The 23048-nt window shown below is 57.0% G+C and carries 18 protein-coding genes and 4 tRNA genes; 6 read left to right on the plus strand and 16 right to left on the minus strand.

The features are described from left to right. The first annotated feature begins 163 nt into the window (after positions 1–163). From PLUT_RS10085 to PLUT_RS10095, 3 genes are all read left to right on the plus strand, one after another. Positions 164–454, plus strand: a complete 291-nt coding sequence (locus PLUT_RS10085) for a hypothetical protein (RefSeq protein ID WP_011358665.1) — start codon at positions 164–166, stop codon at positions 452–454. Positions 455–664: 210 nt separating this feature from the next. After that, positions 665–2548, plus strand: a complete 1884-nt coding sequence (locus PLUT_RS10090; protein WP_011358666.1) for a 2-oxoacid:acceptor oxidoreductase subunit alpha — start codon at positions 665–667, stop codon at positions 2546–2548. Positions 2549–2551: 3 nt separating this feature from the next. After that, positions 2552–3580, plus strand: a complete 1029-nt coding sequence (locus PLUT_RS10095) for a 2-oxoacid:ferredoxin oxidoreductase subunit beta (RefSeq protein WP_011358667.1) — start codon at positions 2552–2554, stop codon at positions 3578–3580. A 134-nt stretch (positions 3581–3714) separates the two neighbouring features. Here PLUT_RS10095 and PLUT_RS10100 read toward each other — a convergent pair whose 3' ends face one another. Continuing rightward, complete coding sequence (locus PLUT_RS10100) at positions 3715–4722, minus strand: acetyl-CoA carboxylase carboxyltransferase subunit alpha (protein ID WP_011358668.1); 1008 nt, start codon at positions 4720–4722, stop codon at positions 3715–3717. A 142-nt stretch (positions 4723–4864) separates the two neighbouring features. Then, positions 4865–5140: an HU family DNA-binding protein gene (locus PLUT_RS10105; protein ID WP_011358669.1), complete on the minus strand. Its 276-nt coding sequence runs from the start codon at positions 5138–5140 to the stop codon at positions 4865–4867. Between the two features lie 217 nt (positions 5141–5357). On the opposite strand from PLUT_RS10105, the gene efp reads away from it, so the two are divergent. The 3 genes from efp to accC are packed head-to-tail and all read left to right on the plus strand — an operon-like array spanning position 5358 to position 7769. Then, complete coding sequence (gene efp / locus PLUT_RS10110; protein ID WP_041463936.1) at positions 5358–5924, plus strand: elongation factor P; 567 nt, start codon at positions 5358–5360, stop codon at positions 5922–5924. An 18-nt stretch (positions 5925–5942) separates the two neighbouring features. Further along, entirely contained in the window at positions 5943–6404 is a 462-nt protein-coding gene (accB, locus tag PLUT_RS10115) for an acetyl-CoA carboxylase biotin carboxyl carrier protein (RefSeq protein WP_011358671.1), read from the plus strand. A 21-nt stretch (positions 6405–6425) separates the two neighbouring features. Beyond that, positions 6426–7769, plus strand: a complete 1344-nt coding sequence (gene accC, locus PLUT_RS10120; protein WP_041464215.1) for an acetyl-CoA carboxylase biotin carboxylase subunit — start codon at positions 6426–6428, stop codon at positions 7767–7769. Between the two features lie 224 nt (positions 7770–7993). Here accC and rpoC read toward each other — a convergent pair whose 3' ends face one another. From rpoC to ispG, 14 genes are all read right to left on the minus strand, one after another. Continuing rightward, entirely contained in the window at positions 7994–12490 is a 4497-nt protein-coding gene (gene rpoC / locus PLUT_RS10125) for a DNA-directed RNA polymerase subunit beta' (protein ID WP_011358673.1), read from the minus strand. A gap of 74 nt (positions 12491–12564) precedes the next feature. Next, positions 12565–16470 carry a DNA-directed RNA polymerase subunit beta gene (gene rpoB / locus PLUT_RS10130; RefSeq protein ID WP_011358674.1) on the minus strand — a complete coding sequence of 1302 codons (3906 nt, stop codon included), beginning with the start codon at positions 16468–16470 and terminating at the stop codon, positions 12565–12567. Between the two features lie 181 nt (positions 16471–16651). Beyond that, positions 16652–17023 carry a 50S ribosomal protein L7/L12 gene (gene rplL, locus PLUT_RS10135; RefSeq protein WP_011358675.1) on the minus strand — a complete coding sequence of 124 codons (372 nt, stop codon included), beginning with the start codon at positions 17021–17023 and terminating at the stop codon, positions 16652–16654. 76 nt (positions 17024–17099) lie between these two features. Continuing rightward, complete coding sequence (gene rplJ, locus PLUT_RS10140) at positions 17100–17618, minus strand: 50S ribosomal protein L10 (protein ID WP_011358676.1); 519 nt, start codon at positions 17616–17618, stop codon at positions 17100–17102. A gap of 18 nt (positions 17619–17636) precedes the next feature. Next, a complete protein-coding gene (gene rplA / locus PLUT_RS10145) occupies positions 17637–18326 on the minus strand; it encodes a 50S ribosomal protein L1 (RefSeq protein WP_011358677.1) in 690 nt (229 codons plus the stop codon). A 72-nt stretch (positions 18327–18398) separates the two neighbouring features. Then, positions 18399–18824, minus strand: a complete 426-nt coding sequence (rplK, locus tag PLUT_RS10150; protein WP_011358678.1) for a 50S ribosomal protein L11 — start codon at positions 18822–18824, stop codon at positions 18399–18401. Between the two features lie 48 nt (positions 18825–18872). Next, complete coding sequence (nusG, locus tag PLUT_RS10155; protein ID WP_011358679.1) at positions 18873–19451, minus strand: transcription termination/antitermination protein NusG; 579 nt, start codon at positions 19449–19451, stop codon at positions 18873–18875. Positions 19452–19473: 22 nt separating this feature from the next. Beyond that, a complete protein-coding gene (secE, locus tag PLUT_RS10160; RefSeq protein WP_011358680.1) occupies positions 19474–19665 on the minus strand; it encodes a preprotein translocase subunit SecE in 192 nt (63 codons plus the stop codon). Between the two features lie 52 nt (positions 19666–19717). After that, a tRNA-Trp gene (locus PLUT_RS10165) sits at positions 19718–19790 on the minus strand. 20 nt (positions 19791–19810) lie between these two features. Next, a tRNA-Thr gene (locus tag PLUT_RS10170) sits at positions 19811–19883 on the minus strand. A 24-nt stretch (positions 19884–19907) separates the two neighbouring features. Then, a tRNA-Tyr gene (locus PLUT_RS10175) sits at positions 19908–19990 on the minus strand. A 12-nt stretch (positions 19991–20002) separates the two neighbouring features. Next, positions 20003–20075, minus strand: a tRNA-Thr gene (locus PLUT_RS10180). Between the two features lie 70 nt (positions 20076–20145). After that, positions 20146–20928: an SDR family NAD(P)-dependent oxidoreductase gene (locus PLUT_RS10185; RefSeq protein ID WP_011358681.1), complete on the minus strand. Its 783-nt coding sequence runs from the start codon at positions 20926–20928 to the stop codon at positions 20146–20148. Position 20929: 1 nt separating this feature from the next. Then, positions 20930–22996, minus strand: coding sequence for a (E)-4-hydroxy-3-methylbut-2-enyl-diphosphate synthase (gene ispG, locus PLUT_RS10190; RefSeq protein ID WP_011358682.1), 2067 nt, complete (start codon positions 22994–22996; stop codon positions 20930–20932). Positions 22997–23048: the final 52 nt, after the last annotated feature.

Genomic DNA, 23048 nt, shown 5'->3' on the forward strand with positions numbered 1-23048 from the left:
CCCTTGTTGCCAACCAAATATGTATTGTTTTTCACGCCGGCAACCATCCCTTCCGGCAAAGTGAGCTGCATATGCAATCCCCCCATCTTCCGTAAAAAAGGATTATATTCATGGAGCTACCCGCTCCGGGGAGCCATACTCGAACACCAAAGGGAGGATCGCTATGAGCTGGGGAGTTGAAGATGAAGCCCGCCGCAAAGGGGTGAAAGCGTTGATGGATCTTTCCGAAAAGATCATGCGTGAAAACCCGAATCACGTCAACGATGTCAAAAAAAGCGACAGCGGATGCTGGATGGAACAGATGTACGGCATGCAGCGCTGCGACTTCTGCGACCTCGCCTCCGACTGCCCTATCCGCGAAGAGTCCGAGTGGCAGGCCTACCTGAAGGAAAACAACATCGTCATCGAAAAAAATCCCCCTGGAGAGGGAGGACCCGCACCAGCCGGCACCTGACAACGGAGGCTGGATATTAGGGGCTTGCGTAAGCCCGAATGATGCCTTATATTCTATACTTTAGCGTAGAATGCAGCAGGGGGCGCCCTGTATCTCATCACCCGCCAGCAATACATTTCACCATACAGCGACCCGATGAACGCCATGAGGGGATGTTCACCGCTGGGAGGATTTTGCTGTTTATCAACCTTGAAAAGTAATTAAGGGACAATGACTGACACAAAAACGACAACACGACAGGTCAATGTGACATCGAAAACCAGCGTGACGGTGCTCTTCGCCGGCGACTCTGGTGACGGCATGCAGCTGACCGGCACGCAGTTCGCCAACACCGTCGCGGTGTACGGGTCCGACCTGAATACCTTCCCGAACTTCCCCTCGGAGATCCGCGCCCCGGCCGGCACCATCTCAGGCGTTTCGGGCTTCCAGATGCAGTTCGGCAGCACCGCCGTCTACACTCCCGGCGCAAAGTTCGACGTACTCATCGCCATGAACGCGGCAGCATTGAAGTCGAACATCGACAAGCTTCACCATGGCGGCATCATCATCACCGATACCGACGGATTCGATGCCAAGAACCTGAAGCTCTCGGGCTACGGCGAAGGCAACAGCCCGCTTGAGGACGGATCGCTTCAGGACTATACTCTCTTTGAAATCCCGGTTGTTTCACTCACCCGCGCTGCTCTCGCCGACACCGGTCTCAGCGTGAAGAACATCGACCGCTGCAAGAACATGTTCATCCTGGGCATCCTCTACTGGCTCTACAGCCTGCCCATCGACACCACCGTCAAGACCCTGCAGACGAAATTCAAGAACAAGGCCGACATTGCCGAGGCCAACATCAAGGCGGTACAGGCAGGTTATAATTTCGGTGACGAAACCGACATGTTCGCACAGTTCGGGCGCTTCGAAGTCGGCCCTGCAGCGATGAAGAAGGGTACCTACCGCCGTGTCACAGGCAACGAGGCAGCCGCCATCGGTCTTGCCGCCGCATCGAAGAAAGCCGGCCTGAAGCTCTTCCTCGGCTCCTACCCGATCACCCCGGCTACCGAGATCCTCCAGGCGCTCGCCAACATGAAGAAGTGGGGCGTGAAGACGTTCCAGGCCGAAGATGAAATCGCCGGCGTACTTTCAAGCATCGGCGCATCCTACGGCGGCGCGCTCGCCGCCACAAGCACCTCCGGACCCGGCCTTGCGCTCAAGTCCGAGGCGCTCGGCCTTGCCGTCATCATGGAACTGCCGCTCGTCGTCATGAACGTGCAGCGCGGCGGCCCCTCAACAGGCCTTCCGACCAAGCCCGAACAGTCCGACCTCTTTATCGCCATGTACGGCCGCCACGGCGACGCTCCGATGCCCGTCATCGCCGCCTACTCGCCGGTCGACTGCTTCTATGCAGCCTACGAGGCCGCAAAGATCGCCGTCGAGCATATGACCCCGGTCATCTGCCTCACCGACGGCTACCTCGCATTCAGCTCCGAGCCGATGCTGATCCCCTCACCCGACAGCCTCCTGGAAGTGAAGCCGGTCTTCGCAAAACCCAGGAACGAAGGCGACGACCCCTACCTGCCCTACAAGCGCAATCAGCTCGGCGTAAGGGAGTGGGCCGTTCCCGGCACCAAGGGCCTCGAGCACCGCGTCGGAGGGCTTGAGAAGGCGAATGAAACCGGCAACGTGTCGCACGACCCCCTCAACCATCAGCTGATGACGGATCTCCGCATGGAGAAGGTCGCACGCATCGCCGACTGCATCCCGCTCCAGACCATCGACAATGGAGCAGAGAAGGGCGACCTGCTCGTGCTCGGATGGGGTTCGACCTACGGCGCCATCAAGATCGCCGTCGACCGTGCCCTCAAAGCCGGCCACAGCGTCGCACACGCCCACCTGCGCTACCTTAATCCCTTCCCGAAAAACCTCGGCGAGATCCTCAGGAACTACAAGAAAGTGCTCATTCCCGAGAACAACTGCGGCCAGCTGCTGCTCATGATCAGGGACCAGTTCCTCATCGAGCCGGTAGCGTTCAACAAGGTCGAGGGACTGCCGTTCAACGAGATGGAAATCGAAGCAAAAATCACCGATATCGTAAAGGAGCTTTAAATCATGACCGATACACTAACCACCCTGACCGCCAAGGATTTCACCTCCAATCAGGAGCCAAAATGGTGCGCCGGCTGCGGAGACCATGCGGTCCTGCAGCAGCTGAAAAGCGCTATGGCCGACCTTAACCTCAAGACTGAAGAGGTTGTCGTGGTATCCGGCATCGGATGCTCCTCCCGCCTCCCCTACTACGTGGCCACATATGGGGTGCACGGCATCCACGGCCGCGCCCTGCCGGTTGCCAGCGGCCTGAAAGCCGCCCGCCCCGAACTCAACGTCTGGGTCGCGACCGGAGACGGTGACGCCCTTTCCATCGGCGGCAACCATTACATCCACACCATCAGGCGCAACCCCGACCTGAATGTGATCCTGCTCAACAACGAGATCTACGGTCTGACCAAGGGCCAGTACTCTCCGACCTCGAAGATCGGCCAGAGGACGGTGACCTCACCCAACGGCCTGATCGATTACCCGATAAACACCATTGCCCTGACGCTCGGCGCCGGTGGCACCTTTGTTGCAAGGGTGACGGACCGCGACGGCAAGTTCATGCGCGAAATCTTCAAGCGCGGAGCCCGGCACCGCGGCACCTCGCTGATTGAAATCTATCAGAACTGCCCGATCTTCAACGACAACGCCTTCTCGGCTTTCACCGACCGCGAGCGTAAGGCCGACACCACGCTGTATGTAGAGCATGGTCAGCCGCTGGTATTCGGCAAGGAAAGCGACAAGGGCATCCGCCTCGACGGCTTCAAACCGGTCGTTGTCAACCTCAACGATGCCTCGGTATCGAAAAACGACCTCTGGATCCACGATGAGGGCGACTTCAACAAAGCCAACATCCTCTCACGCTTCTTCGACAATCCGAATGCTTCCGAGGACTTCCCCCCGAGGCCATTCGGCATTTTCTATGTGGAAGACCGCTTCACCTACGAAGATGCGCTCACCGCACAGGTCGAAAAGGCTCAGGAGAACGGCGAAGGAACGCTCGAGGCCCTGCTTGCAGGCAACAGCACCTGGACCATCAAGTAACCCCTGCCTGAACAAACAGGACGGGCATAACAGAAAAGCCGGCTGCAGAGCCGGCTTTTCTGTTTCTACACTAATCCATGTACTCCCCGTTAAACCTCCGGATAAACCCGGAGACTGCGGGCCGGAGGCGGTGTTCACCCTTCGTCGTTCCACACGCCCATGGCGGAGAACTTTTCAATACGGTTGTTGACAAGCTCTTTCTCCGGCACAGGCATGAGCGCCTTCAGCTCTTCGATGAGCATCCCTTTCAAGGTGGAGGCCATAGCCTCGGGGTCGGTATGCGCACCACCCATCGGTTCAGGTATGATGCGGTCGATAATTCCCTGCTTCAGGAGGTCTTCCGCCGTGAGCTGCAGCGCCTCGGCCGCCTGCTCCTTATAGTTCCAGCTCCGCCACAGGATGGACGAGCAGCTTTCAGGGGAGATGACGGAGTACCAGCTGTTTTCAGCCATCAGGATGCGGTCACCGACACCGAGACCGATGGCACCGCCGCTTGCGCCTTCACCAATGATGACGACGATGACCGGGACGGTAAGCTTGGCCATTTCATAGAGATTGCGGGCGATGGCCTCAGCCTGTCCGCGCTCTTCGGCCTCGATGCCGGGGAATGCCCCGGGGGTATCGATGAGGGTGATGACGGGCTTCCGGAACTTCTCTGCGAGCTTCATCAGCCTGAGCGCCTTGCGGTACCCTTCGGGCTGGGCCATGCCAAAGTTGCGGTAAAGGTTCGACTTGGTGTCGCGACCTTTCTGGTGGCCGATCACCATAACCGGCTGGGAGTATCCCGATGCACGGTCTTCCAGGCGGGCGAACCCGCCGACGATAGCCTTGTCATCGCTGAAGTGCCGGTCGCCGGCCAGTTCAACGAAGTCACAGGTCATCATGTAGATGTAATCGAGCGTATAGGGGCGTTCCGGGTGGCGGGCCAGCTGCACCTTCTGCCACCTGGTAAGGTTTTTGTAGATCGACCGCCGAAGTGCGTCGACCTTCTTTTCCAGAGTTTCAATTTCTTTCGAGAGCGCATCGCTCTCCACGGGTGCCTGTTCGCGGGAGCTGCTCCGGAGACACTCGCGCATCTCGTTCAGCTTGGCTTCCAGTTCAACAACGGGCCGTTCAAAATCCAGCACGACATTCGTAGCCATAGTGCGTAGTATAATATAAGATGGTCGCCTCCTTCGCCCCCTTATGGGGTTCGGACGCGGTTAGCGATAAAAAAAGCCCATCAGGCAGATGCCCGGATGGACTTTTTTATAATAATACAGCACAAAGCGGGAGAGAAGGGGATTATCCACCGACCTCGTCCTTGAGCGCCTTGCCAGGCTTGAACTTCACAACTTTCTTGGCAGGAATGGTGATGGCCTTTCCGGTCTGGGGATTGCGTCCCTGACGTGCAGCCCTGTCGCCCGTGGTGAAGGTGCCGAAGCCAACGAGAGTGACATCGTCGCCGCCCTTGAGGGAGGAGGTAACGACATTGATGAAAGCGTTGACTGCGCGCTCGGCATCAACTTTGGTAAGTTTGGCCTGTGCGGCAATCTTCTCTACTAACTCAGCTTTTGACATGTGGCATTGTTTTTTGTTGAAGTAAAACCCGATCAATAATGCAAAGGTACTAATGGAATGAATTTAAACAGTACTTCATAAAGATGCAATCTGTTTTTACCCATAAAAGCCAATAGATTCGGCTATTTGAAGTTCGTCGTGCGCTATGTTATATTCACTATCTTTGATTCGGGGATTCCAGGAGGAGGCCCCGGTACGTAAATATTTCACCCGAGCAATGACTTCGATCAGCAACATATCCAAAGGTTCCATCATCCGATTCAAGGGGGAACCCCATATCATGGAAAGCCTTGTACACCGAACGCCGGGCAATCTCCGGGCATTTTATCAAGCAAGCATGCGCAATCTCAAAAGCGGCCGAAACGTCGAGTACCGCTTCAGCGCCACAGAGTCCGTCGATCTCATCGTCACCGAACGGAAGGAGTACCAGTACCTCTATCCAGACGGCAGCGACTTTGTCATGATGGACAACGAAACCTTCGACCAGATCAATGTCCCCGAATCGGCAATCGGTCCTGCAGTCCGCTTTCTCAAGGACGGTGTGAACGCCATGATAGTATTTTCAGATGACGGTGCCATTCTCAGCGTCGAGCTCCCGACCTTTGTCGAAGTGGAGATCACTGAGACCAGCCCTGCCACAAAGGACGACCGGGCCACCAGCGGCACCAAGACCGCGGTGATTGAAACCGGCGCCGAGGTCAATGTTCCCATGTTTCTTCAGACCGGCAGCATCATCCGCGTCGACACCCGCAGCGGGGAGTACATTGAGCGGGTAAAAAAATAACCTAAAGCCTCACCTATCATGAATCTCAACGAAATCAAGCAGCTCATCGGCCTCGTCAACGGCTCTGATCTTCAGGAAGCCATCATCGAAGAGGGTGACTTCAAGATCATCCTCCGCCGCAGCGTACCCCAGAGTGTGCAGTACGCACCGGCTCCCGCTCCCGCACCGGCTGCTCCAGCTGTCGCGCCTGCGGCAGCTCCGGCACCTGTCGTCGAAGCAACCCTCACCGCTCAGGCTGCCGGATTGATCGACGTCTGCTCACCGATCGTCGGCACCTTCTATCAGGCGTCCTCACCCGATGCCGCTCCCTTCGTCAGCGTCGGCGACACCGTGAAGAAAGGCGACATTCTCTGTATCATCGAAGCCATGAAGCTGATGAACGAGATCGAAGCCGAGATTTCCGGCACCATTGCCGAAATTCTTGTCGAAAACGGCCAGCCGATCGAGTACGACCAGCCCCTTTTCCGCATCAAACCCTAAACAATGCCATCCCCAACAACCGTGTTCAAGAAAATCCTTGTCGCAAACCGGGGCGAAATCACCCTTCGCATCATGCAGACCTGCCGTGAGATGGGCATCAGCACGGTTGCAGTCTATTCAAAAGTAGATGCTGATTCGATCCATGTGAAGTATGCCGACGAGGCAGTCTGCATCGGACCCGCCCTGTCGAAGGAGAGCTACCTCAACATCCCGCGCCTGATGGCCGCGGCCGAGGTCACCAATGCCGATGCGATCCATCCCGGTTACGGGTTCCTCGCCGAAAATGCCGATTTTTCCGATGTCTGCGCTTCGGCCGGCATCAAGTTCATCGGCCCTTCGGCCAGGATGATCAACCAGATGGGCGACAAGAACACCGCAAAGTCGACCATGATCGCGGCTAACGTCCCGGTCGTTCCCGGCAGCCCCGGTCTCGTCACCGACCTCAAGGAAGCCATTGCCGTAGCGAAAAAGACCGGCTACCCCGTCATCATCAAGCCGACCGCAGGTGGCGGAGGAAAGGGGATGCGGGTCGTGCATGAGGAAAGCCAGCTTGAAAAAGCGCTCAACACGGCAAGAAGCGAAGCCGAGCAGGCTTTCGGCAACAGCGGCGTTTATATAGAGAAGTTCCTCGAGAATCCCCGTCATGTTGAAATCCAGATCCTTTCGGACCAGCACGGCAACACCCTTCACCTCGGCGAGCGCGACTGCACCGTGCAGCGCCGCCACCAGAAACTGATTGAAGAGACTCCCTCCCCGGTAGTCGATGAGGCGCTGCGTAAAAGAATGGGTGATGCGGCCGTTGCAGCCGCAAAGGCAATCAACTATGAGGGTGCTGGCACCATCGAGTTCCTGCTCGACCGCCACAAGGACTTCTATTTCATGGAGATGAATACCCGCATCCAGGTCGAGCATCCAGTCACCGAAGAGCGCTACGATGTGGATATCGTGAAGGAACAGATTCTGATTGCGGCCGGCGAGTCGCTCAAAGGACGCGTCTTCACCCCGAAGGGTCACTCCATAGAGTGCCGCATCAACGCAGAGGACCCGGAGCACATGTTCCGACCCTCACCAGGCAAACTTCAGGTGTTCCACACGCCCGGTGGGCATGGCGTCAGGGTAGATTCGCACTGCTATGCGAGCTACGTGGTACCATCCAACTACGACTCCATGATCGGCAAGCTGATTGTCACTGCACATACCCGTGAAGAAGCCATCGAGCGGATGTCGCGCGCGCTTGACGAGTTCATCGTCGTCGGAATACAGACGACCATCCCCTTCCACAAACAGGTGATGCATAACCCTGTTTTCCGCAGCGGCGACTACGACACCAGTTTCCTCGACAGCTTCCGCTTCGAAAAGAAGTAATCAGGCTGCACTCCGGAATGCGTCTCTTTCCGCACGCACTGGCTATACGTCGCTTTTGGAAAAGGCCGCCCCGAAGGGCGGCCTTTTCCATTTTCCAGCCACAACCAGCATCTGGTCCGGGTATCCATAGCCGAATCAACAACCGGATAAGAACAAGTAAAGCCGCCCGAAGGCAGCTTTACTTGTTAACTCTCCCGGGATGACTATCCCGACAATGAAGCAGCTTACTCGTCCATCGCTTCGCGGCGAGCCTGCGCTTCGGCTTCAGCGGCCGCTGCTGCGGCATCTGAGGCTTCAATCGCTTCTCCACCAAGGCGGATGGCCTTGTACTTCTTCAGTCCGGTACCGGCCGGGATCAGCTTGCCGACGATGACATTCTCCTTCAGACCTGCAAGATGGTCGACCTTGCCGGCGACTGCCGCATCGGTGAGCACCTTGGTGGTCTCCTGGAAGGAGGCCGCCGAGATGACACTCTCAGTCTGGAGTGCGGCGCTTGTGATGCCGAGCAGGACCGGATGCGAGGTTGCCTGAAGGGCGGGCTCGAAGGCGATGAGCTGTTTTTCGTTCTTGCGCAGGTCACGGTTGAGTTTGGTGATCTCGCGCAGGCGATGGAGCTGGTCGTCCTGAATCCTCGGCGGAGCATCGCCCCGCTCGCTGATACGCACCTTTTCGGACACGTTTTCGTTGGCCTCCAGGAAGACACTGCGATCGATTAGGTCGCCGGGAAGCAGCTCGGTATCACCGGGCTCCTCGACGCGGACCTTCTGCAGCATCTGGCGTACAATCACTTCAAGGTGCTTGTCGTTGATTTCCACACCTGCGTTGATCTGGTACACCTTCTGAATCTCGTTGACCAGATACTGCTGCACAGCGTTCGGTCCCTGAATGCGGAGGATGTCCTGCGGGGAAACAGCGCCATCGGTAAGCGGTTCGCCTGCCTTGACCTCGTCGCCCTCGTTGGCAAGCACATGCTTACCAACCTGGACATAGTATACCTTCTCTTCCCCGAAGTCGTTCTTCACCTTGATTTCCTTGCTGCTGCGACGCTGTGAACCGAAGCTGACATAGCCATCGATTTCAGTGACAATCGCCGGATCGGTTGGAATGCGGGCCTCGAAGAGCTCGGTGACCTTAGGCAGGCCGGCAGTAATGTCGCCGCCGACACGGTCGAGGTTGCGGGGAACCTTGGCCATGATGTCGCCGGGCACGACCTTCTGTCCGTCCTCGACGTAGAGGTTGCTCTTGATCGGTACAGGGTATGTCTTCTGGACCTCGCCCGACGCGTCGATGATCATGAGGCGAGGCTCACGGGTCTCGGTTGCGCGAAGTTTGGAGCGCCAGTTGATGATGGTATGCTGGGCAAATCCGGTCTGGGGATCGACCTCTTCCTTATAGGTCACACCCTTCTCGATATCGGCGAACTTGACGGTACCGTTGATCTCGGCGATGATCTGCGTGCTGTTCGGCTCGCTGCTGAAGAGGACCTGGTCCTTTTTGACCTGGTCGCCGGGGGCAACTGCCAGATGCGCGCCATGCGGTACGACGTAGCGTTTCAAGACCTTGCCGCTTTCAGCATCGACGATGTTGATCTTGCCGTTCTTCTGGATGACGATGGTGTGCTGTTCCTCAACACCGTCCTCATTTATTGCGGCGTGGTAGACTGTCTTGATATCCTCAAACTCGACCGTACCCTCGTTGAAGGCCTTGGTCTCGGTTTCGGAAATTCCGCCCTGCGCAGTACCGCCCTGGTGGAAGGTACGAAGCGTCAGCTGGGTACCCGGCTCACCGATGGACTGCGCCGCGATGACGCCGACCGCTTCGCCGATTTCAACCAGCTTATGAACCGAGAGGTTGGTTCCATAGCACCTTGAGCAGATACCGATTTTCGATTCACAGGTGAGCACCGAACGGATTTCGGCCTCTTCGACGCCCGGGGTGTCCTGGATGATCTCTGCGAGCTCTTCGGTGATGGTCTCTCCGGCAGGAACAATGACGTTGCCGGTGATGGTGTCGTAGATGTCACGGGCAGCGACGCGTCCCTTGATCTTCTCGCGGAACTTGATCTGGCCGCTCGTCTCCTCCTCGATATTGCGCTGGATGAACAGGCCGCGGGTGGTACCGCAGTCATCCATCGTGACGATGACGTCCTGGGCGACGTCATGCAGACGTCTCGTCAGGTAACCGGCATCTGCCGTTTTCAGCGAGGTATCGGAAAGACCCTTACGGGCACCGTGCGTTGAGATAAAGTACTCGAGGACGGTCAGACCTTCCTTGAGGTTCGAAATGATCGGGTTCTCGATGATCTCGCCCGGCTGTCCCGACATGGACTTCTGCGGACGGGCGATGAGACCCCTCATACCGGTAAGCTGGCGGACCTGCTCACGCGAGCCGCGGGCACCGGAGTCAAGCATCATATAGAGCGGGTTGAAGCCTTCGCGGTCTTTCTTGAGCTTCTGGTAGGACTCCTCTGCAACGATGTTGGAGGTCTTCTGCCAGACGTCGACAATCTGGTTGTAACGCTCGTTGTCGGTAAGGGTACCGCGATTGTACTCCTTGACGACCCTTGTGCTGTCACGCTGGGCGGCCTTGATGTGCTTGGCCTTGGTTTCAGGCACGATGGCGTCTGAAAGGCCGACCGAAAGGCCACCCTTCATCGCATAGTGGAAACCGACCTGCTTGATGTTGTCAAGGAATCGGGCGGTTTCGACATTGCCGACTTCGCTGGAGAGGCGGCCGATGAGCTCCTTGGCCACCTTTTTGTCGATGACGCGGTTGATGAATCCGATCTCTTCGGGAACGCTCTCGTTGAAGATCACGCGGCCTACCGTCGTGAGCAGCATGGTCTTTTTCTCGAGCTGCTTCTTCAGCCACTCGTACTTTTCGGTTCCGGCTTCAAGGATCCAGTCGAGCGCACGGAGCGAATCGAACTTCTGGTCGAGCCTGCCGTCGTACTGCACGAAAATCTGTGCATGCAGACCAAGGCGCCCTTCGTTGTGTGCAATGAGCACATCCTCACGGCTGTAGAAGATGCCTGCCTCGCCAAGGCTGCCTGGGCGTGACTTGGTGAGGTAGTACATACCGAGCACCATGTCCTGTGAAGGAACGGTAACCGGTTTACCGGACTGCGGCAGGATGAGGTTGTGCGAGGAGAGCATGAGAAGCGAAGCCTCAAGCTGCGCCTCCTGCGAAAGCGGTACGTGCACAGCCATCTGGTCACCGTCAAAGTCGGCGTTGAATGCCGTACAGACGAGCGGGTGGATCTGGATGGCCTTGCCTTCAATCAGGGTAGGCTGGAATGCCTGAATACCGAGACGATGGAGGGTAGGTGCACGGTTGAGGAGCACCGGACGGCCGTCGATTACTTTTTCAAGCACGTCCCAGACAATGGGATCCTTCTTGTCGATCAGTTTCTTGGCCGATTTGACCGACTTGGCGATGCCGCGTTCTACGAGACGCCGGATGACAAAGGGCTGGAACAACTCGATGGCCATGCTCTTCGGCAGGCCGCACTCGTGCAGTTTCAGCTCGGGCCCGACAACGATGACGGAACGGCCGGAGTAATCAACTCGTTTACCGAGCAGGTTCTGACGGAAGCGGCCCTGCTTACCCTTGAGGGCATCGGAGAGCGACTTCAGCGGGCGGTTTGATTCGCCGGTTTTGACTGCATTGGCCTTGCGCGAGTTGTCGAACAATGCGTCGACGGCTTCCTGGAGCATCCGCTTCTCGTTGCGGAGAATGACCTCAGGAGCACGAATATCAATCAGCTTCTTCAGGCGGTTGTTGCGGATGATCACCCTGCGGTACAGATCATTCAGATCGGAGGTAGCGAAACGGCCGCCTTCGAGCGGAACGAGCGGACGGAGCTCCGGAGGAATGACCGGAATGGCTTCCATCACCATATACTCGGGCTTGTTGCCCTCATAGATATAGGGCTCGGGGATGTCGTCCTCCGGGAAAAGTCCGGTCGACTTCTTGCGGACCTTGCGCTGCGGCTCGTAGCTCTTGCGGAAGGCCTCGACGACCTTCAGGCGCTTGAGTGCATCGGCACGCTTCTGTTCGGAACTGCTCTCCTTGAGGATCTTGCGGAGAAGAACTGCCGAACCGTCCAGATCAAGGTTCTTCAGCAGCATATGGATGGCCTCGCCGCCCATCTTGGCGACAAACTTCTGAGGGTCCGAATCTTCCAGGTCCTGATTGTCTTCGTACTCAGTGATAATCTGGAAGTACTGCTCTTCGGTCAGGCGGTCGAGCTTCTTGATGCCCTGCTTCTCGCCCGGCTCACCGGGGTTGATGACCACGTAGACTTCGTAGTAGATGATGCGCTCAAGCTCCTTGGTGGAGAGGTCGAGCAGAGCACCGATCTTGCTCGGCACTGAGCGGAAGAACCAGGTGTGGACAACCGGAACGGCAAGGGAGATATGCCCCATACGTTCACGCCGCACACTCTTGGTGGTCACTTCAACACCGCAACGGTCGCAGATGATGCCCTTATAGCGGACCCTTTTGTACTTGCCGCAGTAACATTCCCAGTCCTTGGTCGGACCGAATATCTTTTCGCACATCAGGCCGTCACGTTCAGGCTTGAATGTACGGTAGTTGATGGTCTCGGGTTTCAGCACCTCTCCGCGCGAATGGGCGAGGATACTCTCGGGCGAGGCGATGCTGAACTTAATCCTTGTAAAATCACCTTTCAGCGGCGATGCTCCCTGTGAAAAAATCATGATCGATATCCTGGTTAAACGACTCTTTTCAGCTTCCTTTAATGATGGTCACTCCGGGGCCCCTGCCCCTTCTGCTAAGGTACCCTGTCGTCGATGCGAATCTCAAGGCCGAGGCCCTGAAGTTCTCTGATAAGCACATTGAACGATTCCGGGATGCCCGGCTCGGGAAGGTTCTGGCCCTTCACGATGGCCTCATAGGTCTTGTTACGGCCGACCACATCGTCGGATTTCACCGTCAGCATCTCACGGAGGATGTTTGCGGCACCGTATGCTTCGAGCGCCCAGACCTCCATTTCACCGAACCGCTGTCCACCGAACTGCGCCTTGCCACCGAGCGGCTGCTGGGTGATGAGTGAGTATGGACCGGTTGAGCGTGCGTGGATCTTGTCGTCGACAAGATGGCTGAGTTTCAGCATATAGATGTAACCCACCGTGACCTCATCGTCGAACTGCTCGCCGGTACGGCCATCGTAGAGACGGACCTTGCCATGCATGGGCAGTCCTGCCCGTTCCAGCTCGGCCTGGACCTCTTCGTAGGTAGCGCCGTTGAAGATCGGGGTCTTGAACTTGACGCCGAGTTTCTTGGCAGCCCAGCCGAGGGATGTTTCATACAGCTGACCGATGTTCATACGGCTCGGCACACCGAGCGGGTTGAGCACGATGTCTACCGGGGTGCCGTCTGCCATGAAGGGCATGTCCTCGATAGGAAGAATCTTGCCGACCACACCTTTGTTTCCGTGGCGGCCGGCCATCTTGTCACCGACCTGGATCTTGCGTTTCTGGGCAATGTAGACTTTAGCCAGCTCCTCGATTCCGGGGGGCAGCTCGTCGCCGACGTTGACCTTGTACTTTTCATTGTCGCGTTCGTCAGCGAGATCCTTCAGCTTGAAGCGGAACTCTTTGACAAGGCGTATAACGGCTTCATCAACCTTCTTCGTTCCGGTAACGCCGAGAGTGAAGTCGATGGACTCAAGGAACGGCTGGCTCGAGAACTTCGCAAGGAGTGCATCGTCAAACGCCGCTCCCTCATCGGCAAGGACTTTGCCCTTGTCGCTCGTGAGTCCCTTTACTTTCTTGCCCTGGAGCATCTGGCGGAGCCATTTCTCAAAGCTCTTGCGCAGCTCGATCTCACGGCGCTCGAAACGGGCATCGATGAGTTCAAGTTTTTCCTTCACGTCCATGCCAACCTTTTTCTTGCGGCTGAACAGCTTCGTCTTGATGACGATGCCCTTCATGCCTGCGGGCACATGCATGGATGCGTCTTTCACATCGCTCGACTTGTCGCCGAAGATGGCACGCAGAAGCTTCTCTTCCGGCGTCGGATCGCTCTCGCCTTTCGGCGTGATCTTTCCAACGAGGATGTCGCGTTCCTTGACCTCGGCGCCGATGCGCACGATGCCGTTTTCATCAAGGTTACGCAGCGCTTCGTCGCTGACGTTGTAGATGTCGCGGGTAAACTGCTCTTCGCCGCGCTTGGTGTCGCGGACGTTGGCTTCGAACTCGTGGACATGGATGGAGGTGAACACATCGTCGTAGACGAGGCGTTCGCTGAGGATGATGGCATCCTCAAAGTTGTATCCGCGCCACGGCATGAAGGCCACAAGAACGTTCTTTCCGAGTGCGAGCTCGCCATCCTCCGTTGAGGAGCTGTCAGCAAGCACGGTACCTTTATCGACCTTCTGACCGTTCTTGACAATCGGCCGCTGAGAAATGCAGGTATCCTGGTTGGAGCGCTTGAACTTGATCATCCGGTAGGTTTTCAGACCTTCGTCCGGATCAAGCAGCGACATATGCTCGTTATTTTCGGTATCGATGTCGTAGCGGACCTTTATGAACTCAGAGGTAACCTCTTCGACAAATCCGGGACCTTCACCGAGAATGACCGAGCGGGAGTCGCGTGCGACCTTGGCCTCCATGCCGGTGCCGACTACCGGGGCCTCGGAAACGAGGAGCGGCACTGCCTGGCGCTGCATGTTGGCACCCATGAGGGCACGGTTACCATCATCGTGCTCGAGGAACGGGATGAGGGCAGCGGCTGCGCTGACGATCTGGACGGGGGAAACGTCCATGTAGTTGACATCCTCGGACGGAACGAGCGGATAGTCGCCCTTGGTCCTGGCCTGCACGGATTCGACTGCGATATTATTGTTCGCATCAATCGGGATGCTGACCGGAACGGTGATCTTGTTCTCCTCGTCCTCGGCAGAGAGCATCACGACCGTATCGGTGACGTGACCCTTCTCGACGACGCGGTAGGGGGTCTGGATGAAGCCCTTGTCGTTGATTTCGGCATAGACCGAGAGCGACGAGATAAGACCGATGTTCGGGCCTTCTGGGGTTTCAATCGGACAGAGCCTGCCGTAGTGGGTGTAGTGGACGTCGCGAACCTCGAAGCCAGCCCGCTCGCGGGTAAGGCCGCCAGGTCCAAGCGCCGAAACCCTGCGCTTGTTGGTCATCTCGGCCAGAGGGTTGGTCTGGTCCATGAACTGCGAAAGCTGGCTCGTGGCAAAGAAGCTCGAGACCACGCTGGAGACCGTACGGGCGTTGATGAGGTCAGCAGGGGCGATCTTGTCGGAGTCGCGGCTGTTGAGTTTTTCACGCACGTTCTTGCCCATTCTGGCAAGACCGATGACGAACTGGGCGGCGAGCTGCTCACCGACCGAACGCACACGGCGGTTGGCCAGGTGGTCGACATCATCAACCTCAGCCTGGCCGTTGACCAGCTTGATGAGGTAGTTGATGACGGCGATGATGTCAAGGTGGGTAAGTACCAGAACCTCTTCACCGATCGGCTCGTCGGAGAACGACTGGATGGTCTGGAGGATCTTCTGGTGGATCGTGTCGGAGAGCTGCTTCAGCTCGCCTTTTCCACCAAGGTACTCATCCATCTCACTGAACTCTCGGCTGAGTTTTTTTCCGATACGGTAGCGGCCGACTTCGCCGAGATCATACTTCTTCTGGTTGAAGAAGGTGCGCTCGAGGAAGCTGCGGGCGGCATCGATATCGGGTGCCTCATTGGCACGGAGCTCTTCATAGACGATCTCAAGAGCCTCTTCCTCGGTGGCCGAGCTGTCGTTGAGGATCGTATTGATGACGATGGACTTGTCCTGGCCCTTATCGCTGCCATTGAAGCTCTTCATGATCTTCACGCTCTTGTAGCCGGCGGCCTGAATCTGCTCGAAAACCTCTTCAGTGATCGCCGTGCGGGCGCTGACCACTTCACCGGTCTGCATGTCGACGATGTCGGAGGCGAGATACTGGCCGACCAGGCGCTCCCGCTTGGCAGCCTTCATAGGGACCTCTTCGACAAGATCGAAGAGCCCGAGGATATCCTCGTCGCGGGTAAAGCCGATGGCGCGAAGCAGTGCGGTGACCAGGAAGTTCTTCTTCTGGTCTATATAGACGAAAATCTGGTTGTTGATATCGGTCTGGAACTCGATCCACGACCCACGGGTCGGGACGATCTTGGCCGAATACATTTTTTTGCCGTTCGGGTGGACAGCCTCGCTGAACACCACGCCGGGGGAGCGGTGGAGCTGGGCCACGACGACGCGCTCGGCGCCGTTTACGATGAACGTACCCCGTTCGGTCATATAGGGAATCCTGCCGAGATAGACCTCCTGCTGGATGGTCTCCTTCCAGTCGGTCTCGTCAGCCTCGTCCTTGTAGGAAAGCTTCAGCTTTACCTTCAGCGACACATCATAGGTCAGCCCGCGCTCGATGCAGTCCTCTACCGTGTACTTCGGCTTGTCGAAGCTGTAGGAGATGTACTCGAGGAGGTAAAGGCCTCTGGTATCGGTAATCGGAAATGCGCTCCTGAGGACCTTTTCCAGACCCTGCTCCCTGCGCTTTGCGAGGGGAACGCTGTCCTGTATGAAGTTATGGAAGGAGTCGAGCTGGACTTTTAAAAGGTCAGGAGCCTCTATAACGCTTTGGATTTTGGAAAAGTCAATAGACGGTGTTGATGTTGCATCAGCCACTTTCACAAGCACCTCGCTTTTGGTTCAATTGCATGAAATCTGTTAACCCGGCCGGCATATTACCCGGTTGCATCCTGGTCATATCGTCACGTGACCACGCCTAAAATACCACTTGCAGAAACAGACAAAGCTCCGCTTCGTAAAGAAGCGGAGCTTGCTGTGTAAATCGGCTCTGCTGAAATCACTTCAGCTCTACAGATGCGCCTGCGTCCTTGAGCTCCTTCATGAGCTTCTCGGCCTCGTCCTTGGAGACGGCTTCCTTGACGGTCTTCGGAGCACCGTCAACCATGTCCTTGGCCTCTTTCAGACCCAGGCCGGTGATGGCACGCACAACCTTGATGACGTTGATCTTGCTCTCGCCGGCGGCGGTCAGGACCACGTCGAACTCGGTCTGCTCTTCTGCTGCGGCTGCTGCAGGTGCGGCAGCGGCTACGCCGGCGACGACTGCGGGAGCTGCGCTGACGCCGAACTTCTCTTCAAGCGATTTGACAAGCTCAGATGCTTCGGTAAGGGTAAGTTTACCAATTTCCTCTACAAGTGTTTCGATGGACATTATTGCCTCTCTCCTGGTTTTGATTGACGGTTGTAAATTTCTGTACTGAGTGCGTAATAGACTGTGATTGACCCTTTTACTGCTTCTGTTTTCCGACCTGGTCGATGACAGAGACGAGGTTTCTCATCACCGCATTGACAACCATCGGAACGGAAGCGACCACGTTGTTGATGACACCTGCTGCGCGACCGATGTTCTCGGTTTTTGTCAGCATCTCCGACAGTGCAGGAAGCTTGTCCGAACCGAACACAACACCGTCGATGGCGGCCATCTTGAACTTCAGGGCCTCATTGGTTTTACTGAACTTGGTAATCACCCTTGCAGGGGCGATGGGATCGTCGTAACCGAAGGCCACTGCAGTAGTGCTCTTCAGGGCAGGAGCCAGCTTGTCGGCACCTTCCATGTCGCTGAGCGCCTTCTTGATCAGGGTGTTCTTGACCACCCGGTACTCCACGCCGGCCTTGCGGAACTCATTGCGGAGTTCTGCCATCCGGGCCACACTGAGACCCTGGAACTCGGTCAGATATATGCCCTGTGAACGACGGAGCTTCTCGGAAACTTCGCTGACCACCTGTTCTTTCTTATCTCGCTTCATCGTATAAACCGTTTGTTATTAGGCGACAAATTTCTCTCTCTTGATCCGAACGCCGGGCGACATGGTGCTGGAAACCGCGATACCCTGGACATACTGTCCCTTGGCCGCAGAAGGTTTCAGGCGCATGACCTCCTTAAGGAAGCTGGTGATGTTGGTGACCAGCTGGTCAGCGGGGAAGGATGCCTTGCCGACGGGTGCGTGGACGTTGCCGGCCTTGTCGACGCGGAACTCGATCTTTCCGGCCTTGACCTCCTTGACAGCCTTTGCCACATCCATGGTCACCGTACCCGATTTCGGGTTCGGCATGAGGCCGCGGGGTCCGAGGATCTTGGCTACCTTGCCGAGCTGGCCCATGACGTCGGGAGTGGCGATGATGACATCGACACCGGTCCAGCCGTTCTGGATTTTTTCGATATACTCTTCAAAACCGACCAAATCTGCGCCGGCCTCAGTTGCCTCAGCGGCCTTGGCCTCTTTGCAGACGACCAGCACCGAAACAGTTTTACCTGTGCCATGCGGGAGCATGACGGTGCCGCGAACGACCTGGTCCGCGTGACGCGGATCAACTCCGAGCTTGACAGCCACATCAACGGTGGCGTCAAACTTGACGTTGGTGATCTCCTTGACCTTGGCCACTGCGTCCACGAGGTCGTACTCCATGTTCCGGTCGACCTGCGCAGCAGCTGCCCTGTAATTCTTTCCTGCCATTCTTTATACTATGCTAGTGGTTGAAAAAGCGGCCTCTTCAGCCTCCCACGACTTCAAATAAAACGGGCGTCCTCAGCCCTCTACTACAATACCCATGCTTCTTGCCGTACCCATGATCATCTCTTCTGCACCGCGAAGATCGAAGGCATTGAGGTCAGGCATCTTCAGCTCGGCGATCTTCTTGACCTGCTCGCGGGTAACGGTGCCGACCTTGTTGCGGTTCGGCTCACCCGAACCTTTCTGCAGCTTGGCTTCCTTCAGAAGGAGCACTGCGGCGGGAGGCGTCTTGGTGATGAAGGTGAATGACTTGTCGGAGAAGACAGTGATGACCACGGGGATGATCATACCAGCCTCTGACTGGGTCTTTGCATTGAACTGCTTGCAGAACTCCATAATGTTCACACCCTTCTGACCGAGGGCGGGACCGACAGGAGGTGCGGGGTTCGCAGCGCCGGCAGGGATCTGAAGCTTGATGAAACCGATTACCTTTTTTGCCATTGTCCTATGTTCTGTTCAGAAGCTTACCAGCGTAAGCCCGTGTTGTATTTATTGTGAAACTGACTTAACCTGCGAGAAATCAAGCTCTGTCGGCGTGCTGCGACCGAAGAAGCTGATCATGACCTTCACCTTCATGCGCTCGGTGCAGACATCGTGGACCACGCCGGTAAGCGAACTGAACGGGCCGTCGATGACCTTGACGGAATCGCCGACCTGGAAGGGCGCCTCGATGATGGTGCGATGCTCGACAGAAGCCTCCGGCTGAAGCAGCTTTTCGACCTCGTCGGGACGAAGCGGAATCGGGTTGTCGTCGACACCGAGAAAACCCATGATCGAGGGGATATCGAGAATGAGGTTGCGGGTCTGCTTGTCAAGCACGGCTTCGATCAGCACGTAGCCCGGAAACGCATTCTTCGTCATGCTGCGCTTCTTGCCGTTCTTGACCTCGACGAACTTCTCGTAAGGAACATACACCTGCAGGATCTTGTCACCAAGCCCGCTACGCTCAACTTCCGCATCTATACCTTCCTTGACCTTCCGCTCGTGCCCGGAATAGATCCTGAGCGCATACCAGCGTGCTGCCGGCGGCACTCCCAGATCCTCAACTTCCTTTTTTCTTGCGGCCATCCTCACTCCCCTTTCCGGTTTCTTACAGTAACTTTCCCATCACGAAGTTTATCACCCAGTCGACGAGGAAGGTGAAAAGAGCGAGGAGGCCCGACACTGTCAGGACCACCACCGTCAGATCTTTCAACTCTTCCTTGCTCGGCCAGACGACCTTGCGCATCTCTGCGACAACGTCCCTGTAATACTGACCGGCCTTACCGATATACTTGTTCATGAATCACGGCCCGGAATAAACTGCGCTTCCATACAAATAAAAATCATGCGTGCACGTCAGGAGGGAATCGAACCCCCAACCTGCGGTTTTGGAGACCGCTGCTCTACCAATTAAGCTACTGACGTATAGCCAACACCAAAACCGGAGCTGATGATCGGACTCGAACCGATGACCTCTTCCTTACCAAGGAAGTGCTCTACCAACTGAGCTACATCAGCACGTAAAACAGGAAAAACAATGTGTGGGTAGGGGAGGATTCGAACCTCCGAAGACATATGTCGACAGATTTACAGTCTGTTGCGTTTAACCACTTCGCTACCTACCCGCAATAGTCCAGAGCTGGTGATGGGACTCGAACCCGCAACCTGCTGATTACAAATCAGCTGCTCTACCAATTGAGCTACACCAGCAGCTCAGTCAAAAAACAGGGCAGGTAATATAATGAGATGATTTAAAAATGCAAAAGAAAAAGGGAACAAATTATTTTCCCCAGACGCCCGACAGAAATGCCGCCAGCCGGGCGGAAACCTCTCTCGGGGCAAATCTTTCAGCAAAGGCAAGGAGGGTGTCGATGAGGGTGGGATACACCCGCATCTTATTTTTCATAAGTCCGCGGACGGCCGCCTTCACCACGACCGAAGCGTCTGAGATGGGCAGAAGGATGGAAGCAGGATCATGGCCGGCGACGGCGAAGAAGCCTGTTTCGATGAACCCGGGGCATACTGCCAGCACTTTCACCCCGGAAGCTTTCAGCTCTACATGCAGGGCTTCGGTGAGGGTGATGACGAATGACTTGGTCGCCGAATAGAGTCCGAGACCGGCGATACCCTGCAGGCCTGCAAGCGAGGCGATGTTGATGATGCCGCCCCCGCCCGCAGCCACCATGTCGACCGAAAAGAGGCGGGTGAGACGGGCAAGCGCAAGCATGTTGACGGCCATCAGCTCCTCGAGTTTTTCCGGAGGGATCCCGCTGTACCCTCCCGCATACGAGAGCCCTGCGGCATTGATGAGGAGGTCTACCCTCACACCCTCGCGGCGGCAGAACTGATGGATCTCCTCCGGCGCAGTCGGCCGGGTGAGATCCGAAACGCACACCAGCACTTCAACGTGCCTTTTTTCTCGGAGCTCTGCGGCCAGCGTGTGCAAAAGCTCAGCCGAACGGGCAACGAGAATGAGGTTGTTCCCCCTGCGGGCGAACTCGCGGGCAAAGGCCTCGCCGATTCCCATTGAGGCCCCGGTGATGAGCGTGCAGCGCATGGACATGCTAGTCCTCTAGGGGGGCAGAGGGCTCGACCCAGCGGCCGTGCTCCCGGATGAGATCGATCAGGCGGTCGACAGCCTCCACCTCAGGCAGATTCTCGGCAACGCATTCCTTTCCTACATAGAGGCTGATGCGGTTCTTTCCCGCACCCACATAGCCGAAATCGGCATCGGCCATCTCGCCCGGCCCGTTCACCACGCACCCCATGATGCCGATTTTGAGTCCTTTCAGGTGTGAGAGGCGTGTTTTGATGGAAGCGGCGGCACGCTCAAGGTCGAAGTAGGTCCTGCCGCAGCCGGGACAGGAGATGAATTCGGTTTTCGACATACGGGCCCTGGCACCCTGCAGGATATTGAACCCGAGACTGATCTCGTCCTCGGCACTCAGCGGCGTCTGGAGGGAGAGCATGTCGCCGAGTCCATCGGAAAAAAGCGGACCGGCCTGTACGGAGGCATCGATTATGGTACTGAGTCGAAGGGGATCGCTCCCGCTGAAACGTACAGAAACAGGGGCCCTGATGGAGCGGCGGCGGAACTCAAGGGCGAGGCGGCGTGCAGCATAGAGCCCATCGGAGGAGACAACCGAAAAGAGTACCCTTTGCAGGTTGCGGGCTCGGGCTTTCATGGCAAACGATGCGAGGACTTCGGCCGCAACGCCGACACCTGAGCGCTGGCGTACGAACGAAAATTCGACCGCCGGAAAGCAGTCGGCGGGAATCATGTCGACAAGATCTTTCGGAAGCATCTCCTCTTCGGTAATCTCGAAGCGGACTTTGGCGAGATCCTCCCTGAGAAGAAGATTAAAAAGCCCTGCTTCAGCCGTCGATGCTCCGACAGACCTGGCAGCCGGGCCAAGCCTCCCAAGCAGATTCCGGAGCAGAGGGAGATCACTTTCGACGGCCACGGGAACCGTGAGGAGCTCGGAGCGGATGGCACCCGCCTCCAGCTCGGGGCGAAGCCGCAGGAGAGCTTCCTCCAGTGCACCATCCGCTTCAGAAAGAGGTGACTGCAGCGCAGTCTCGACCACCGGCAGCGCTTCACCGCCGATGACAAGGCCTCCGGTCTCCAGCGGCTCCGAGCTCCGCCGGCTGTAGCTGACGGGATCAAAAGGAAGCTCCTCCGTTGCGGCACGCGATCTGCCGGCCTCACCGGAGGACTCTATAAGATGCTTGAGGGGGAGATGAGCCTTTTTGCCCTTCACCTGATGGAACGTGTTGTACTTCCGTACGATCTCGAAACCGACAGGCACCTCGTTGACAGGGTCTTCGGTGAGCGATACCCTTATGGTGTCGCCAAGACCGTCCTCAAGCAGGGCGCCGATGCCCATGGCGGATTTCACCCTGGCCTCGTCACCATCCCCGGCTTCAGTCACCCCGAGATGGAGTGGATATGCGTGGAGAAGCTCCTTGTCTGCACGCTGCACAAGAAGACGATATGCCTGGATCATCACCCTGACATTGGAAGACTTCATGGAGAAGAGGATGTCATAGTAGCCGGCATCTTCGCAGATGCGGGCGAACTCCAGCGCGGCCTCGACCATGCCGTCCGGGGAGTTGCCCCTGCGGCTGACGATGCGGTCGGACAGCGAGCCGTGGTTGGTGCCGATGCGCATGGAGACGCCAAGGCTGCGGGCTTTCTCGACAAGCGGAAGGAATTCCTGGCGGACATGCAGAAGCTCCTGCTGGTATTCGTCCTCCGTGTAGTCACCGTTTGAAAACTTCTTGCGGGTTGCGTAGTTGCCCGGATTGATGCGGATGTTCTCGACGAACTCCACCGCCTTCATTGCGGCGCGAGCGGAAAAGTGGATATCGGCCACAAGCGGCGTCCGGATGCCGTCGCGCCGCAGCTGGTCGCGGATGGCGCGGAGGTTTTCAGCGTCTTTCTCGGTAGGGACGGTCAGCCGGATGATTTCGCAGCCCGCATCATGGAGCCTGCGGCACTGTTCAACCGAGGCCCGTGTATCGGAGGTATGGGTATTGAGCATGGACTCCACCCTGATCGGCAGGTATCCTCCGAGGGATATGGGGCCGAACGGCACTTCTCTGGTCAGGCGGCGGCGGTACTCGTACATGGGACTGTCGGGTTTTCCTTGGCTGTTGAAATGTAAGGGGGCAGTGTGAAGG

This window comes from Pelodictyon luteolum DSM 273, assembly GCF_000012485.1.
Lineage (GTDB): Bacteria > Bacteroidota > Chlorobiia > Chlorobiales > Chlorobiaceae > Chlorobium > Chlorobium luteolum.

Bases quoted from the DNA above. Each gene is read 5' to 3' on its own strand.
- PLUT_RS10085 (WP_011358665.1), top strand. From the start codon at position 164: ATGAGCTGGGGAGTTGAAGATGAAGCCCGCCGCAAAGGGGTGAAAGCG.
- PLUT_RS10090 (WP_011358666.1), top strand. From the start codon at position 665: ATGACTGACACAAAAACGACAACACGACAGGTCAATGTGACATCGAAA.
- PLUT_RS10095 (WP_011358667.1), top strand. From the start codon at position 2,552: ATGACCGATACACTAACCACCCTGACCGCCAAGGATTTCACCTCCAAT.
- PLUT_RS10100 (WP_011358668.1), bottom strand. From the start codon at position 4,722: ATGGCTACGAATGTCGTGCTGGATTTTGAACGGCCCGTTGTTGAACTG.
- PLUT_RS10105 (WP_011358669.1), bottom strand. From the start codon at position 5,140: ATGTCAAAAGCTGAGTTAGTAGAGAAGATTGCCGCACAGGCCAAACTT.
- efp (WP_041463936.1), top strand. From the start codon at position 5,358: ATGACTTCGATCAGCAACATATCCAAAGGTTCCATCATCCGATTCAAG.
- accB (WP_011358671.1), top strand. From the start codon at position 5,943: ATGAATCTCAACGAAATCAAGCAGCTCATCGGCCTCGTCAACGGCTCT.
- rpoC (WP_011358673.1), bottom strand. From the start codon at position 12,490: ATGATTTTTTCACAGGGAGCATCGCCGCTGAAAGGTGATTTTACAAGG.
- rplL (WP_011358675.1), bottom strand. From the start codon at position 17,023: ATGTCCATCGAAACACTTGTAGAGGAAATTGGTAAACTTACCCTTACC.
- rplJ (WP_011358676.1), bottom strand. From the start codon at position 17,618: ATGAAGCGAGATAAGAAAGAACAGGTGGTCAGCGAAGTTTCCGAGAAG.
- rplA (WP_011358677.1), bottom strand. From the start codon at position 18,326: ATGGCAGGAAAGAATTACAGGGCAGCTGCTGCGCAGGTCGACCGGAAC.
- rplK (WP_011358678.1), bottom strand. From the start codon at position 18,824: ATGGCAAAAAAGGTAATCGGTTTCATCAAGCTTCAGATCCCTGCCGGC.
- nusG (WP_011358679.1), bottom strand. From the start codon at position 19,451: ATGGCCGCAAGAAAAAAGGAAGTTGAGGATCTGGGAGTGCCGCCGGCA.
- secE (WP_011358680.1), bottom strand. From the start codon at position 19,665: ATGAACAAGTATATCGGTAAGGCCGGTCAGTATTACAGGGACGTTGTC.
- PLUT_RS10185 (WP_011358681.1), bottom strand. From the start codon at position 20,928: ATGTCCATGCGCTGCACGCTCATCACCGGGGCCTCAATGGGAATCGGC.
- ispG (WP_011358682.1), bottom strand. From the start codon at position 22,996: ATGTACGAGTACCGCCGCCGCCTGACCAGAGAAGTGCCGTTCGGCCCC.